We start from the raw sequence: 16,274 nt of genomic DNA on the forward strand, positions 1-16,274 counted from the left end.
GGGGCAGGGCATACGTGGCCTTCATCCATGCGACCTCGGCCAGCGGCGTGCGGCCGAAGAAGCGCTTGAATTCGCGGCTGAACTGCGAGGCGCTTTCATAACCGACGTTGAACGCTGCCGTCGCGGCGGGCATGGCGCCATGCAGCATCAGCAAGCGCGCCTGATGCAAACGCGTGGCCTTGAGGTATTGCATCGGCGATGAGTCGGTGACATTGCGAAAATGCACATGAAAGCTTGGTACGCTCATCCCCGCTTCCTCGGCAAGGGACTCGACGTCGAGACGTTGCTCATAGCTGCTGTGGATCCGCCGGATCGCCCGGCTGACCTTGCCGAAATGCCCTTGCTGCTGGAGCGCCGCACGCATCGAACCGCCCTGGGCACCGGTCAGGATCCGGTAGTAGATCTCCCGAACCAGCGCCGGCCCGAGGATCTGCGCGTCGCCGGGATCGCTCATCGCTTCGAGAAAACGCAGGGTCGAGGCGCGCAATGGATCATCCATCGGCGAGGCGTACATGCCTTTGGGTGCAGCCTCGCTGGGGCCGAACACCTCGTCGACCTGCAACATCAACTCGCTGGCCAATTGCAGGTCGAGGCGCATGTACACCGCGAGCATCGGCTCGGCCGCACTGGCCTCGGTTTCCATGGTGAACGGCACCGGCACCGATACCACCAGATAATGCTGGGCGTCATAGACGTAGACGTCATCACCCAGATAACCGCGCTTGCGCCCCTGACAGAGAATCACGATGCCCGGGTCATACAGCACCGGGGTGTTGCTCAGCGGCCGATTCGAGCGCAGAAAACGCACGTCCTCCAGCGCACTGAGGTTGTAGCCCTCCAGCGGCGCGAGCTGTTCAAGCAACTGCACCATGCGCGCGGTGTACGGATCGGATGGACTCATGGGCATTGATCTCTGTGCCGGGACTCAGCCATCGGTCGAGCGGGTCAGGGTTTCCCACTGCTCGATTTCGCTGAGACTGCGTTGCAGTTTATCGCGCACCAGATTCAGCGCATCGCTGCCCAATAGCAAGTGCGCGGGCGGCGCAGGGCTGGCGATCAGTTGCAGCATGGCTTGCGCAGCCTTGCGCGGATCGCCCAACTGCTTGCCGCTTTTCTCTTCGCGGGCCTTGCGCACGGGGTCGAAGCTGGCGTCATAATCGGCAATGCTGCGCGCTGTGCGTTGCATCGAACGCCCGGCCCAGTCTGTACGAAACGAACCGGGCGCCACCGCCGTGACAAAGATGTTGAAAGGCTGCAACTCCTTGCTCAGCGTATCGGAGAGCCCTTCGAGAGCAAACTTGCTCGAACAGTAATAGGCGATGCCGGGCATGGTGATGGTGCCGCCCATCGAAGTGATGTTCAGAATGTGCCCGGCGCGGCGTTGCCGGAAGTACGGCACGAACGCCTTGATCATCGCTGCCGCGCCGAACACGTTGACGTCGAACTGTCGCCGCATTTCCGCCAGCGGTGACTCCTCGAAAACGCCCTCATGCCCGTAACCGGCGTTGTTCACCAGCACATCGACCGGCCCCAGCGTGGCTTCGACGTCGGCGATCACGCTGTCGATGTGATCGAAATCGGTGACGTCGAGCAACACCCCGTGTGCCCGATCTGCTGACAGCGCCTCGAACGACTTCAGGTCAGCGTCATTGCGCACGGTGCCGATCACCCGGTGACCGGCATTGAGGGCCTCCTGCGCGAGCGCGCTGCCGAAGCCACTGCTGACACCGGTGATGAACAGGGTTTTGCTGCTGTGCATGGCAATCTCCGACGGATAAGTGAGAGGCCATGGTAGGCAGCCTGGAGCGAGAGGGGTATGCCGGTTTGTCTGCGAGGATTGCCTGATCCTATTGGCAGGCCTGTTGGAGAAATTGCGCTCCAACCCATAAAAACGCCGCTCATTGAGCGGCGCGGTAACAGAAAGAATCAGCTCTTCGGCGGGTCAAGGGGCTTGAGCCGTTCGAGGATGACTTTGCCCACATCTAGCGCCGAGCCAGGATTCTGGCCGGTGATCAACTCGCGGTCAGTGACGACGTGAGACGTCCATGGCGCCGCGTTGCTGCTGAAAATGCCCCCGGCCTTTTCCAGCGCCGTTTGTGGATAGAACTTCATCGCGCCGCCATTCAACAGTCCCCTGGCGAGTTCTTCCTCCTGATTACTGATGACCGTGAACTTGTAGCCTGCGTAGGCCCAACCGGCGGCCGTGGTCTGGCTGCCAGTCTCGAGCTGGCGGGTGAAGGTTGTCGGGTCGTTGAGCGTCGACAGCAAGGCGATTGGCCCATGGCAGACGAGGGCAGTGGTCTTGTTGTTGGCGTGGAAGTTGTTCAGCAGCTTGCCCAACGCTGCGCTGTGCAGCAGGTCCTGCATGGGAGCGTGGCCGCCGGGTACGTAGACCGCATCGAAATGTTCGTAGCCGATCTGTTCGACACGCGACAGGCTGATGACCGGCGATTGGCCCGGCGCGGTGATCCGCAGTTTCTCCAGCAGCGCCTTGTGCTCCTGCAGTGCCGCGACATCGTTGTTGAAATACATCTTGTCATCTGACGACTGGTCGAGTGTGGGCACCTTTCCCGTCGGAGTTGCAAAGGTCAGCGAGTGCCCGGCGTCGAGCAGCAGCTTCACCGGTTGCATCAATTCGTTCAGGTAGAAACCGGTCGCAAAGACTTTATTGTCCTTGAGGTCGAGGTGGTCGGAGTCAGACAACACGACCAGTACATTGCTGGCCTGGGCGTTGAAGGCGCCAGTGCAAAGGGTCATTGCCAAAGCGATTCGGGTAATGGGGCGCATGGGAATTCCGGGCAGTGGATGAGAGTGGCGACAACTGTATTCATGCCCATGCAGACGATAAACTGGCTCGCGCGAACATCACTTGTTCTTTGGAGGTAAAGGTGAGCCGACGATTCGATTATCTTGCAGATGTGGAGGTCTTCGTCACCGTGGTGGAGAAAGGCTCATTGAGCGCGGGTGCCGTGTCACTGGGAACAACGCCATCGGTGGTCAGTCGGGCGATTTCGCGTCTGGAAACGCGTCTTGGCGTTCAGTTGCTGCGGCGCACCACGCGACGCCTGAGCCTGACTGATGCGGGTTTACTGTACCTGGAACAGTCCCGTACGGCGTTCTCGCTGATCGATGACGCAGAGCGGGCGATTCTCGGGCAGGAAGGAACGTTGAGCGGTCGGGTACGACTCAGTGTCCCGACCACTTACGGGCATTACCGGCTGCCGGCATTACTCTCTCGTTTCAATCGCCATTATCCGCAGGTGCGCATCGAACTGAGCATCAGCAATCGCAATGTGGATCTGGTGGCCGAAGGGTACGACCTGGCTATTCGCCTTGGGCCATTGCCCGATAGCGGCCTGATTGGACGCAAGCTTGAGGACGCGAGTCTGTGTGTGGTTGCCTCACCGGATTACCTGCAGCGTGCCGGCATCCCGCGCAGCGTCGATGAACTGGCCGGGCATGCCTGCCTGTCATTTGTAATGCCCAGCACCGGCCGGGTCGGGCCCTGGCTCTTCCGCGAGCATGGCGTTGACCGCGAGTGGATACCTCAGACGAGTGTGCAAGTGTCTGATGACGTTCTCGGCACCGTTTCGTTGGCCGAGCACGGTATGGGTATTTGCCAGACCTACGATTTTATTGTCCGGGAACGGATTCAAAGCGCACGCCTGATCCCGATACTCGAACACGCCGCAGGTCGATCCCGACCGTTCTCGGTGATTTTCCCGCCCCATCGTCAATTGTCGGCGGCGTCCCGGGCGCTGATCGACTTTCTGACTCAGGAGATGGCAGATGAAACGTGATGTTGATTGCGTGCTGCCACGCTGGGTGGTGACGCAATAAAACGCCCCGCAGGGTGAGTGTTACTCAGCTACCGATCTGCACCTTTGCGGGGCTCGCAATGGGCCATCGGGTAGCACATCTCGAGCCCTGCCCGGCAGGGACTTATCGCCGTTCTGCCGATTAAATCTTTCGAATCAGGCGCTTGGCTGACTTGAACAGAATCTGGCATGCATCGTGCTCTTTTTGTATCCGTGGATAATTGGATACAAAAATACAAAAGGTGCTGCCATGCAATTCGCTCCTGCCTTCGATCAGCGTCAACCGATGACCGCCGAGGAAGAGGCCTACAACTTTTTGTTGGAGGGCATCTGTGGTGGTCGTTACCGCAAGGGCGACCGGCTGATCGCCGAGGACATCGCCAGTGAAATCGGCATGAGCCGCATGCCCGTGCGTGAAGCCTTTCGCCGCCTCGATGCGCAGGGTCTGGTGACGCTGAGGCCCAATCGCGGCGCGGTGGTCAGCGGTCTGGACGTCGAGCAAATGCACGAAGTGTTCGAGATGCGCAGTGCGCTGGAAGGCCTGGCGATTCGCATCGCGGTGCCCAAGATCAGCGAGCGCCAGTTGACCGCGCTGGAGCGCCTTCTCGATGAAATGGACGACTACCGCGAAGAGAGTGCGGCATGGGTCAGTCGGCATCGCAAGTTCCATGAGTACCTGTGCAGCCTCAGCGATCGCCCACGGCTGCTCAAGCAGATCGGCGCTCTCTATTCGCTGATCGAAGCCCCCATGCGCCTTTGGCTGCAGCACATCGAAAAGCCCCTGAGTGCGCGCCAGGAACACCAGATGATCCTCGATGCGATTCGTGCCGGCGACGCCAGCAAGGCCGAGGCCGTGGTGCGCGAGCACATCGAAGGCACCGTCCCCGAACTGATCAAATTTTTGCAATCGGAAAAATAACCACAGAGCGGAACACGAGTCCGCCGATGTTTTGACTTTGAGTACTGCCCCGTTACTAACCGAACTGGAGTGTCTGGTCATGCATACGTCTCGCCTGTTACTGGCTGCAATATCCCTCGGACTCTGTACGCAGTGGGCGGTTGCCGCACCCACGGTGCCGGAGCGTCTGGTCAAGGTCGACAAACTCACCTATTGCTCCGGCATGGACTCGCCGCCACTGGTGTCCTTCGATGAGGCGCAAAAGCCCAAAGGCCTGACCGTCGATCTGGGCCTGGAAATCGCCAAACGTCTGGGCGACAAGAAGGTCGATTGGCGGGTGATTCCGTTCTCCGGATTGCTCCCGGCCTTGCTCGCCAAACAGTGCGACATGATCGTTGACCAGTTGTTCGACAAACCCGAGCGCCGCGAGGTGATCGACATCGTCAACTACATGTATTCCAGTCAGGCGGTGGTGGTGCCCAAGGGCAATCCGAAGGCGCTGAAAACCCTGCAGGATCTGAGCGGCCACAAGATCGCGGTGCTCAATGGTTCGACCATCAAGACCCTGCTCGACACCGAGAATGAAAGCCTGAGCAAGGCTGGCAAGCCACCGATGAAACTGGTGGTCTACAACACCGACACCGATGCCTTCCAGGCCCTGCGCATCAGTCAGGTCGACGCTTACGGCACCACCGTAGAAACCGCCGGCTATTACGCGGCGATGGCGCCGGACCTGTTCGAGGAAGGCGTGCCGGCCTTCAGCCGGATCCTCACCGGGCTGGGCATTCGCAAGGACGACGCGCAACTGAGCGCCGCCGTGCAGCAGATCATCACCGACATGCGCAACGACGGCAGCTACAACCAGCTCCTGAACAAGTGGCACGTCTCCAGCGACACACTCGATTGAGGTAAGCGTTGATGAACTTCAATTGGGATGTGTTCTGGCAGTACCTGTTGCAGCCCAGCGGCGTGTACCTCACCGGCCTGTGGCTGACGTGCCTGATCAGTGTGCTGGCGATGTTGCTCGGATGTGTACTGGGGCTGGCCGCCGCGCTGCTGCGCTTGTCGAAGAACCCGTTGTTGCATCTGCCAGTGCGCTTTTATGTGTGGCTGATGCGCGGCACACCGTTGCTGGTGCAGATCGTTTTCCTCTACACCGCGCTGGCGGCGGGCGGGATTTTTCGCTTCGAAGACATTGAGCTGTTCGGGCTGGTGGTGCCCGGCAACATCCAGGCGGCGATCATCGCCCTGGGCCTTAACGAAGGCGCGTACATGGCCGAGATCATCCGTGCCGGTATCGGCGCCGTGGACAAGGGCCAGTACGAGGCCGGCCGCTCGCTGGGCATGACCTTCGCCAAACTGATGCGCCGCATCGTGCTGCCGCAAGCGTTCCGGGTGATCGTGCCGCCGCTGGGTAACGAGTTCAACGTGATGCTGAAAAACACCACGCTGGTCAGCGTGATCGGCGTGCAGGAGCTGCTGCTCAGCACGCAAATGGTTACTTCGGCGACCTTTCGGGTGTTCGAGCTGTACCTGGTGGTGGCGATCTACTTCCTGTTGCTCACCACGCTGTGGGGCTTCTTTCAGCGCTGGCTGGAAAACCGTTTCGGCCAATCCGACCGACCTTCTGCGCCACCGCCGGCCTCCAGCCGGATGTTCGGTCGCAGCACTCTGAAACTGCTGAGGGGACGTTGATCATGGCGCAGCAAAGTGACGAGCTGATCATCGAGGCGCTGAACATTCACAAGGCCTTCGGTGACCTGCAGATTCTCAAAGGCATTTCCCTGCAAGTACGACGCGGCGAAGTGGTGGTACTGATTGGCGCCTCGGGTTCGGGCAAAACCACGTTTATCCGCTGCATCAATCTGCTCGAAGACATTCAGGGCGGAGAGATCCGGGTCAACGGCCGGCCCATGGGTTATCGCACCCGGGCGGACGGCAGCCTGGTGCGCGATTCGGAACGTAATATCGCCCGCCAGCGCCGGGACATCGGCATGGTGTTTCAGCGCTTCAACCTGTTCCCGCACATGACCGCGCTGGAAAACATCATCGAAGCACCGATTCAGGTACTGGGCGTGCCGCGCCAGGCTGCGCTGGATCAGGCGCACGCATTGCTCAAGCGAGTCGGGCTGGCGGACAAGGCCGGGCATTACCCGTCGATGCTTTCCGGTGGTCAGCAGCAACGGGTAGCAATCGCGCGGGCACTGGCGATGAAGCCCCAGGCGATGCTGTTCGACGAACCCACCAGCGCCCTCGACCCGGAAACTGTCGGCGAGGTTCTGCAGGTCATGAAGGAGCTGGCTGAGGAAGGCATGACCATGGTCGTGGTCACCCATGAAATGGGCTTTGCCCGCGAGGTGGCCGACCGGGTAGTGGTGCTCGATCAGGGCGAACTGATCGAACAAGGCCCGCCGGAACAGATTTTCAGCCGTCCCACCCATCCCCGAACCCAGGCCTTTCTCAGCCGCGTGCTGTGAACTTCACAAGGATTTTGACGATGCGTTTATCGAGCTTGTTCGCGGCGCTGTGCTGCGCCGCTGTGGTGCCCATGCTTCAAGCCGCCGACTCGGTGGTGAAGGTGTACAACTGGTCCGATTACATCGGTCCCGACACGCTGAAGAATTTCGAGAAAGACAACGCGATCAAGGTTCAGTACGACATCTTCGACACCAATGAAATGCTCGAAGCCAAGTTGCTTTCCGGGCATTCGGGCTATGACGTGGTGGTGCCGTCCAGCCAGTTTCTGTCGAAACAGATTCGCGCCGGCGCCTATCAGCCACTGCAACGCGAATTGCTGGATAACTGGAAGCACCTCGATCCGCGTCTGATGCAGCGTCTGCAGGCTGCCGACCCAGGCAATAAATACGCGGTACCGTACATGTGGGGTACGGTGGGCATCGGCTACAACGAAGAGAAAGTCCGCGCCGTGCTGGGCAAGGATGTGCCGCTGGATTCCTGGTCGATGGTGTTAGACCCGCAGAACCTCGCCAAACTGAAAAGCTGCGGCGTGGCCTTCCTCGATGCACCGGTAAAGATCATCCCCCAGGCCCTGCTTTACCTCGGGCTGGACCCCAACAGCGTCAAGCCTGACGACTACAAACAGGCTTCCAAACTGCTGATGACGTTGCGGCCCTCGGTGACCTATTTCAACTCGTCGAAGTACACCGCCGACCTCGCCAACGGCGACATCTGCGTGGCGATCGGCTATTCCGGTGATGTGATGCAGGCCCAGACCCGGGCGCGCGAGGCGGGCAAAAACATCGACATCCGCTACCTGATTCCCAAGGAAGGCGTGAACCTCTGGTTCGACATGCTGGCGATCCCCAAGGACGCCGGCAACGTCACCAACGCCCATGCGTTCATCAATTACCTGTTGCGCCCTGAGGTGATTGCGCCGGTCAGCGATTACGTCGGCTACGCCAATCCGAACAAGGACGCCACGGCGCTGATGGATAGCAAAGTCAGCGGCAACCCGGGGATCTACCCGACTGACGAGGTGATCAATCATGCCTTCGTCTCCGCCGATCTGCCGGAAAACATCCAGCGTCTGATTACCCGCGAATGGAACCGGATCAAGTCCGGCCAATGAATTCTGATTTGAAGAGCCTTTGCCATGTTGAAATTCTCTGCTCACGAATATCCCTATCCGTCGCAACGCCAAAGCGTGTTCGCCCGTCGTGGCATGGTTGCAGCGTCTCAGCCTCTGGCCGCACAGGCCGGCATCGAGATGTTGCAGAAGGGCGGCAACGCCATCGATGCCGCCATCGCCACGGCGGCGGCGCTGACTGTGGTCGAGCCAACAGGATGCGGCCTGGGCGGCGATGCGTTTGCGCTGGTCTGGTTCAAGGATCAGTTGCACGGCCTCAATGCCAACGGGCATGCCCCGGCCAGTCTGAGCATCGATGCGGTGAAAGCGGCCGGCCATGAGCAAATGCCGCTGTATGGCTGGACGCCAGTGACGGTGCCCGGCTGCCCATCCGCCTGGGCCGAGCTGTCGCAACGGTTTGGCGTGCTGCCATTTGCCGATCTGCTGCAACCGGCGATCAGTCTGGCCAGAGACGGTTTTCCGCTGTCGCCGGTGGTTGCCCATCAATGGCAGATCGCGCTGGATGAGTTCGGCCCGCATCGTGATGAAGTGCTGCAGGCCTGGTTCGATACCTTTCTGATTGATGGTCGCGCGCCCAAGGCTGGGGAAGTTTTCCGTAACCCGGCGCAGGCAAGAACCCTTGAAGAGTTGGCGGCGAGCCGTTGCGAAAGCTTGTATCGCGGCGCGCTGGCGCAACGCCTGGATGCGCATTCACGGGCAACGGGCGGCTATCTGCGCGCCACGGATCTGGAGCATTACCGCGCACAGTGGGTGGAGCCGATCCACGTCAATTACCGGGGTGTGGATGTCTGGGAAATTCCGCCGAGCGGGCAGGGGCTGGTCGCGTTGATGACGTTGAAAATCCTCGAGGGCTTCGACTTCGATCACCGTGACAGCCAACAGACCTGGCACCGTCAACTGGAGGCGATGAAGCTCGCCTACAGCGATGGGCTGCACTACATCACCGATCCGCTGCACATGCGCGTGGCGGTGGCCGATCTGTTGAGTGACGGCTACAGCGCCCGACGCCGCGCGCAGATCGGCGAGCAGGCGCAACCGCCTAAGCCGGGCGATCCCCATGCCAGTGGCACGGTGTATCTGGCCACGGCGGACGGGCAGGGCAACATGGTCTCGTTCATTCAGAGCAATTACCACGGTTTCGGCTCAGGCGTGGTGCTGCCGGACAGCGGCATTGCCCTGCAGAATCGCGGCCAGGAATTCAGCCTTGATCCCGAGCATGCCAACGCGTTGGCTCCGGGCAAAAAGACCTTCCACACGATCATCCCCGGCTTCCTCACCAAGGACGGCCAGGCGCTGGGGCCGTTCGGCGTGATGGGCGGTTACATGCAGCCACAAGGGCATGTGCAGATGGTGATGAACCTGGTGGATTTCGGCCTGAACCCGCAGTCGGCGCTGGACGCGCCGCGCTGGCAATGGCTGGGCGGCATGAAGGTCGGCATCGAGCAGGGCGCTTCGAGGGATCTGGCGAATGCGTTGGCACGGCGCGGGCACGAGGTGCAGATCGCCAGTGACCTGACGGATTACGGGCGCGGACAGATCATCCTGCGTGACCCGGTGACGGGTGTGCTGTGTGGCGGGACTGAACCGCGGGCGGATGCGCATATCGCAGCCTGGTAAACATGGCAGGCTTTCGTCAGGTCAGGAGCACACACTTTTTCACAAAGACCTCCCGGGATCCGATCGGTGGCAGAATCTCCCTGACTTGACTGTTTTGGAGACCACCATGCTTCGTGTGTTTGAACGAAGACTCGACCCTTTCCCGCCTGACGAAGTGCCACCGCCGCCCAACGGCCTGGCTAAATTTCTCTGGGCCTGTACCCGGGGTGCACGCGGCTACGTGCTGGCGCTGGCGTTGCTCAGCGCCGCTGTGTCGATTTATGAAGCGTGGCTGTTTTCCTTCCTCGGTCAGGTCGTGGACCTGCTCTCGACCTGGCAGGCCGGTGGTGAGGCGGCCGCGCAGGAGCGCCGGGTGTTGTGGGGCATGGGCATTGTCATGGTGCTCAGTGTCGGGCTGGTAGCGTTGCGCACCATGGTTCAGCACCAGATTCTGGCGATTAATTTGCCGTTGCGTCTGCGTTGGGATTTCCATCGGCTGATGCTGCGGCAAAGCCTTTCTTTTTTCTCCGACGAGTTCTCCGGCCGGGTCACGACCAAGGTCATGCAGACCGCGCTGGCGGTGCGTGACGTGCTGTTCACCATGATCGAGATCCTGCCCGGGATCGGCGTGTATTTCATCGCGATCATTGCCCTGGCCGGCGGTTTTGCGCTGAAGCTGATGCTGCCGTTTCTGGCGTGGGTCATGCTGTTCGGGCTGGCCATGTGGTACTTCGTGCCGCGCCTGGGCAAGGTCGGCCAGGAGCAGGCCAATGCGCGGTCGATGATGACCGGGCGTATCGCCGACGCGTACACTAACATCACCACGGTCAAGCTGTTCTCCCATTCCAATCGCGAAGCGCACTTCGCGCGGGCGGCGATGGAAGATTTCAAGCTGACCGGTTTTCGCCAGATGCGTCTGGTCAGCCTGTTCGAGATCGTCAATCAGGCCCTGGTGGTGGCGTTGATCATGTCCGCCGGTGGTTACGCCCTGTGGCTGTGGCATCAGGGCGATGTCGGCGCCGGTGCGGTGGCCGCGATCACCGCCATGGCGTTGCGGATCAACGGCATGTCGAACTGGATCATGTGGCAGATGACGTCGTTGTTCGAAAGCATCGGCACCGTTCAGGACGGCATGGCGACCCTGACCCAGGGCACCAAGGTGCAGGACGCACCGGATGCCGGCGTACTGGTGACCTCCGGCGGCGCGGTGACCTTCGACAAGGTGAAGTTCAACTACGGTGGCGAACGTCAGGTGCTCGACGGCCTGAGCCTGAGCATCCGCCCCGGTGAAAAAATCGGTTTGGTGGGGCGCTCCGGTGCCGGCAAATCTACCTTGATCAACCTGCTGCTGCGTTTCTATGACGTCGACAGCGGCGAGATCCGCATCGATGGTCAGAACATTGCGCACGTGACCCAGGACAGCCTGCGCAGCGCCATCGGCATGGTCACGCAGGATACGTCGCTGCTGCACCGTTCGATCCGCGACAACATCGCCTACGGCCGGCCGGATGCCACCGACGCGCAAATCCGCCGTGCAGCCGCCAATGCCCAGGCCGACGAGTTCATCAGCCAACTCAGCGACCGCCAGGGCCATACCGGCTACGACACGCTGGTGGGTGAACGCGGGATCAAGCTGTCGGGCGGCCAGCGCCAACGGGTGGCGATTGCCCGGGTGATGCTCAAGAACGCGCCGATCCTGCTGTTAGACGAGGCCACCAGTGCGCTGGACTCGGAAGTCGAAGTGGCGATTCAGGAAAGCCTCGATGAAATGATGCAGGGCAAGACCGTGATCGCCATTGCCCATCGACTGTCGACGATTGCGGCCATGGATCGTCTCATTGTCATGGACGACGGACGCATCATCGAGCAGGGCACGCACAGCGAACTGCTGGAGAAGAACGGCGTGTATGCGCGGTTGTGGCAACACCAGAGTGGCGGGTTTCTGGGTGAAGACAACGGCGTGATCGAGGCACTGGATCAGGCGTGAATGAGGGCGGCGCACAAATGCGCCGCAGTCTCCAAATAATCTGAACCCCGCTCCGAGACGCACGCCTAATGATCAGCTTGTGGTCAATTGCACAGGCGTCGTGTCAATACCGGCACACTCCGAGAGGTGGTCAGCGTGGCTAAAGACGAGAAGAAAGGCAAAGATGATGCTTCGAAAGCCAGCAAGGATCTGAAGGACAAGAAGTCATCATCGACCAAGAAATCCGCGGCAGCTTCGGCGCTTTCAAAGTCTTCCGACAAGGACAAGAAAGACAAGAAGAAAGATGCAGAACCCAAGAAGTCGGCAAAGAAAGCCGATAGCAAGCCTGAAAAGGCCAAGGAAGCCAAAAAGGCTGACAAGCCTGCGAAAAAGAAAAAGTGAGATCGGTTATTCGCCAGGGCTTTATGCCCTGGCTTGATGATTGGCGAAGACACAAAAAACCCGACATTTATGTCGGGTTTTTCATGCCTGGCGCCAGGCCGGTCGATGACTCAGAGCGCAGCTTTTACCTGCAACCCGAACACCAGCGCATTATCGATGTCCTGCCCGGAAAACGCGCCCGGCTCGATGATGTATTGCAGGTTCGGGCGCAGTGTCAGCCAAGGCGTGGCCTGATAACCGTAGCCCAGTTCGATCAACTGTTCGCCACTGTCCAGATTCGGGAACGGCGTGCCGTTGGCCTGCGCGGCGTCCTGCTGCACGTCGCGGCTGCGCGGGTTGGGCACGGCACGACCGTAGCCCAGAGCGACGGTGTCGCGCGGGCGACCTTCGAACGGTTTGTACAGTACAAGACCTGTGCCATACCACTTGCTGAACGGCGACGCCGCTTCGCTGGCCGCCGAGTATTGGCCGAATGCATGCAGACTGCGCCCCTCGGACGATGGCGAACGCCACACGGCCTGATCGATCAGCAGGTAATGGCCGCCACGACCGGACACTTCCTTGTCGCTACCGATGCGTTTTACATCAGAGCTGTCGTAGTAGTAACCCAGCTTGTATTCGCCGGGCAGTTCGCCGGCGTGCTTGTACACAAGCTCGATCGGCACCACGGTGCCGGTGGTGTGTTTTGGGCCCAGATGCCAGGCGCGGCTGGAGTTGCCGTTGCTTTCCGGGTCGACGTTGAACGCCGCTACGCGCAGTTGCCACGACGGCGATAGGTCGTACTTCACCCGCACACCCAGGTGCGCGTTGGGGTAGTTGGTCCAGCCGCTGCCGCCGGACATGTTCAGCGGGTGGCCGCAGAAACCGGCGTTCATGAAGTTGCACAGAATGCCGCTGTCGAGGCCGCCGAGGTCATTGCCCATGGCCATGTAACCCAGCTTCACGTTGAGCGCCGGGGTGAACAGGCTGCGCTCGTAACTCAGTTCGGTCAGGCGGGTGTAGAGGCCGCCGTAGTTTTCCTGGATCGGCAGACGGTTGCCGACCAGGTCTTCGGAGGCGCTGTTGCCGCGGCGGTCATTGATGGTCAGCTGTACTTTGCCGGCGTTGTCCGCGCCGTACAGTTTGCTCAGATCGAACTGGACGCCCAGCTTGATGTTCTGCGAGTAGCGCGCCGAACGATGCAGGCCGCCGTCGGCGTTGTAGGCCATTTCACCGGTGTAATCGCCGGTGAACCTGACGCCTTCTTCGTCCATCTGGTGGCGCAGGCCGCCCCAGTCGCCGGTCAGGGTATTGCGCGTGAACACGTTCGAATCGGTATCGGCGAAGGCGGGCAGGGTGGCGCTGCAGGTCAGGCCCAGCAGCACGCCGTTGAGCCAGCCGTTACGGGTAAAACGAAACATGGAGGTTTTCCTGCTCAAATCTGTAGCGGTATCGGAAAGCGGCGCGGCACCCTCAGGTGCCGCGCTCAACAACAAACGCCCGTGGTTGCCACGGGCACTGCGGCTTACGGCAAGGCGTAGGCCATCACGTAGTCGCCACGATCTGTCGACTGACGTGCACCGCCGGCGGTGACGACGATGTACTGCTTGCCGGTTTTCGGCGAAACGTAGGTCATCGGGCCGCCCTGACTGCCGACCGGCAGACGCGCTTTCCACACTTCCTCACCATTGCCGCTGTTGAAGGCGCGCAGGTAGAAATCCTGGGTGCCGGCGATGAAGATCAGGCCACCTTGCGTAGACAGGGTGCCGCCGAGGGTCGGCAGACCGATCTTGATCGGCAGGTGCATGCGGATGCCCAGTGGACCGGTGTCTTCAACGGTGCCGACCGGAACTTGCCAGGCGACTCTCTGAGTCTTCATGTCAATGGCGGTCAGCGTGCCGAACGGCGGCGCCTGGCACGGAATGCCGGCCACCGACAGGAAGCGGTTCTTGTTAACCGCATACGGGGTGCCTTTGAGCGGCACCGCGCCCATGCCGGTGTTCAACGCTTCACCACCGGACGAGGCTTGCGCCTTGTTCTGCGACGGGATCATTTGAATCCACAGCCCCAGACGCATGTCGTTGACGAAGATGAAACCGTGCACCGGGTCAGTGGAAATGCTGCCCCAGTTCATGCCGCCCAGCGAGCCCGGGAAGCTCAGGGATTTGTCGGTGCCCGGCGCGGTGTACAGGCCGTCATAGCGCATCGATTTGAAATCGATGCGGCAGAGCAGTTGGTCATACGGGGTGGCGCCCCACATGTCCGATTCAGTCAGGTGCTGAGCACCGATCTGCGGCATGCCTACCGATTTTGGCTGGGTTGGCGAATACGGCTCGTTGGGGATGTTGGCGGCTTTGACCGGTACTTCCTTAACATCAGTCAACGGTTTGCCGGTGGCGCGGTCGAGCACGTAGATTTGCCCGGCCTTGGTGCCGATGACCAGCGCCGGAACGGTTTTGCCGTCCTTGGTGAAGTCGATCAGGCTCGGCTGCATTGGCAGGTCGAAGTCCCACAGATCGTTGTGCACGGTCTGGAACACCCAGCGCTCTTCACCGGTGGTGGCATCCAGCGCCAGGATCGAGGCGCCGTAGGTGTGATCGAGCTTGCTGCGCTCGACGCCATAAATGTCGGTGGACGAGCTGCCCATCGGCAGGAACACGGCGTTGGTTGCCGGGTCGTAGGACATCGGCGCCCAGCTGTTCGGCGTGCTACGCACATAGGTGCTGCCGTCGGCCGGTGCCTTTTTATCCTGCGGATTTCCCGGGTCGAACGCCCAGCGCATGGCGCCGGTCATGACGTCAAAACCACGGATCACGCCGCCGGGCATGTCGGTCTGCACGTTGTCGGCAACACGACCGCCCACCACCACGGTGGTGCCAGCCATCAAAGGCGCGGAGGAGAGTTGGTAGTAGCTGTCCGGGACATCACCCAGACCTGCTTTGAGATCAACCTGGCCGTTGTTGCCGAAACCCTGGCAGAACTCGCCGGTGTCGGCATCGACCGCAATCAGGCGAGCGTCGATGGTGTTGGTCAGCAGGCGGCGCTGGCAGTTGGCAGCCTGCACCGGTTTGGCTTCGATGATGCTGGAATTGACGGGCTGAGCGATGGCCTTGGTGGCATCGAAATAGGCCATGCCACGGCAACGCTGCCAGACTTTCGACTGGGCGTTGATCGCGTTTTTCCACAGTTGCGTGCCGGTGTCGGCATCCAGTGCGATCAGGTTGTTGTGCGGGGTGCAGATGAACACCTTGTTGCCGATCTGCAGCGGGGTGAGCTGGTCTTCGGCGCCGTTGCCATCGCTTTCGGCGACATCGCCGGTGTGGTAGGTCCACGCGACCTGCAGCTTGTCGACGTTGTTACGGTTGATCTGATCCAGCGCAGCGAAGCGGCTACCCCCTTCGGTATTGCCGTAATGCGCCCAGTCCTTCTTTGCTTTCTCAGGCTCCACCGGAGTCAGCCCCGGGCCAGTGCCGGTCGCGGCAACGGTCGGGTGCGCAACGAACATGTTGCCGGCGGCCACAGCCAGCGCCACGGCCAGCACCGCAGCAACGCCATAGGCGCCGCGACCTGGCACGCCACCATTGGCGCGTTTGAGCAGCGGATAGACCAGCGTCACCGCCAGCCCCACGGCGCTGAACATGAACAGTCGCGAGAACACCGGCCAGAACACCAGCCCGGCATCGCTTACCGCCCAGATCGCGGTTCCGACCAGAAACGCGGCGAACAACCACGCACCGGCAGGCTTGAAGCGAGCGATCAACAGGCCGGAAACAGCCATCACCAGACCGCCCACCAGGAAGTACCACGACCCTCCCAGGCTGACCAGCTTCACTCCGCCAGCCGCAAGTGCCAGGCCGAGCAGGGCGATGATCACCCCCAGCCCGACCAGAATGAATTTTGATATGCCCGAGAGGCGCTGACTCTGCTTCACGTTGAATGTCCCGTTGAAATGAGGCCTGCATTATATAGATAGGTAACTACCTAGTTAAATCACTAATTCAGCATGAT

Annotated in this window: 14 protein-coding genes; 9 read left to right on the forward strand and 5 right to left on the reverse strand. The window is 60.8% G+C overall.

Annotation, left to right across the window (positions count from 1 at the left end; all coding sequences use genetic code 11):
* The 3 genes from DBR18_RS06580 to DBR18_RS06590 form a co-directional block, all read right to left on the reverse strand.
* Positions 1 to 901 (reverse strand): AraC family transcriptional regulator (locus DBR18_RS06580; protein WP_108589735.1); only part of this gene is annotated, 901 nt, incomplete at its 3' end.
* A 24-nt stretch (positions 902 to 925) separates the two neighbouring features.
* A complete protein-coding gene (locus DBR18_RS06585) occupies positions 926 to 1,759 on the reverse strand; it encodes an oxidoreductase (RefSeq protein WP_108589736.1) in 834 nt (277 codons plus the stop codon).
* Positions 1,760 to 1,926: 167 nt separating this feature from the next.
* Positions 1,927 to 2,787 carry a type 1 glutamine amidotransferase domain-containing protein gene (locus DBR18_RS06590; RefSeq protein WP_108589737.1) on the reverse strand — a complete coding sequence of 287 codons (861 nt, stop codon included), beginning with the start codon at positions 2,785 to 2,787 and terminating at the stop codon, positions 1,927 to 1,929.
* A 101-nt stretch (positions 2,788 to 2,888) separates the two neighbouring features.
* On the opposite strand from DBR18_RS06590, the gene DBR18_RS06595 reads away from it, so the two are divergent.
* The 9 genes from DBR18_RS06595 (at position 2,889) to DBR18_RS06635 (ending at position 12,287) form a co-directional block, all read left to right on the forward strand.
* Positions 2,889 to 3,800 (forward strand): LysR family transcriptional regulator, encoded by a 912-nt coding sequence (locus DBR18_RS06595; protein WP_108589738.1) that lies wholly within the window; start codon positions 2,889 to 2,891, stop codon positions 3,798 to 3,800.
* Positions 3,801 to 4,068: 268 nt separating this feature from the next.
* The gene (locus tag DBR18_RS06600; RefSeq protein ID WP_108589739.1) at positions 4,069 to 4,737 is read left to right on the forward strand and encodes a GntR family transcriptional regulator; all 669 of its coding nucleotides are present in this window, start codon (positions 4,069 to 4,071) and stop codon (positions 4,735 to 4,737) included.
* A gap of 79 nt (positions 4,738 to 4,816) precedes the next feature.
* Positions 4,817 to 5,623 (forward strand): ABC transporter substrate-binding protein, encoded by an 807-nt coding sequence (locus DBR18_RS06605; protein WP_108589740.1) that lies wholly within the window; start codon positions 4,817 to 4,819, stop codon positions 5,621 to 5,623.
* A gap of 11 nt (positions 5,624 to 5,634) precedes the next feature.
* Complete coding sequence (locus DBR18_RS06610; protein WP_007967116.1) at positions 5,635 to 6,411, forward strand: amino acid ABC transporter permease; 777 nt, start codon at positions 5,635 to 5,637, stop codon at positions 6,409 to 6,411.
* 2 nt (positions 6,412 to 6,413) lie between these two features.
* Positions 6,414 to 7,193: an amino acid ABC transporter ATP-binding protein gene (locus DBR18_RS06615; protein ID WP_108589741.1), complete on the forward strand. Its 780-nt coding sequence runs from the start codon at positions 6,414 to 6,416 to the stop codon at positions 7,191 to 7,193.
* Positions 7,194 to 7,213: 20 nt separating this feature from the next.
* Positions 7,214 to 8,305: a polyamine ABC transporter substrate-binding protein gene (locus DBR18_RS06620; protein WP_108589742.1), complete on the forward strand. Its 1,092-nt coding sequence runs from the start codon at positions 7,214 to 7,216 to the stop codon at positions 8,303 to 8,305.
* Positions 8,306 to 8,329: 24 nt separating this feature from the next.
* A complete protein-coding gene (locus DBR18_RS06625; protein WP_108589743.1) occupies positions 8,330 to 9,940 on the forward strand; it encodes a gamma-glutamyltransferase family protein in 1,611 nt (536 codons plus the stop codon).
* A 106-nt stretch (positions 9,941 to 10,046) separates the two neighbouring features.
* On the forward strand, positions 10,047 to 11,906 hold the full coding sequence (locus tag DBR18_RS06630) for an ABC transporter ATP-binding protein (protein WP_108589744.1): 1,860 nt from the start codon (positions 10,047 to 10,049) through the stop codon (positions 11,904 to 11,906).
* Between the two features lie 135 nt (positions 11,907 to 12,041).
* Positions 12,042 to 12,287 (forward strand): hypothetical protein, encoded by a 246-nt coding sequence (locus DBR18_RS06635; protein WP_108589745.1) that lies wholly within the window; start codon positions 12,042 to 12,044, stop codon positions 12,285 to 12,287.
* Positions 12,288 to 12,397: 110 nt separating this feature from the next.
* Here DBR18_RS06635 and DBR18_RS06640 read toward each other — a convergent pair whose 3' ends face one another.
* The gene (locus tag DBR18_RS06640; protein ID WP_108589746.1) at positions 12,398 to 13,687 is read right to left on the reverse strand and encodes a carbohydrate porin; all 1,290 of its coding nucleotides are present in this window, start codon (positions 13,685 to 13,687) and stop codon (positions 12,398 to 12,400) included.
* Between the two features lie 104 nt (positions 13,688 to 13,791).
* Positions 13,792 to 16,197: a glucose/quinate/shikimate family membrane-bound PQQ-dependent dehydrogenase gene (locus tag DBR18_RS06645; RefSeq protein WP_108589747.1), complete on the reverse strand. Its 2,406-nt coding sequence runs from the start codon at positions 16,195 to 16,197 to the stop codon at positions 13,792 to 13,794.
* Positions 16,198 to 16,274: the final 77 nt, after the last annotated feature.

This window comes from Pseudomonas sp. HMWF021 (genome assembly GCF_003061005.1).
Lineage (GTDB): Bacteria > Pseudomonadota > Gammaproteobacteria > Pseudomonadales > Pseudomonadaceae > Aquipseudomonas.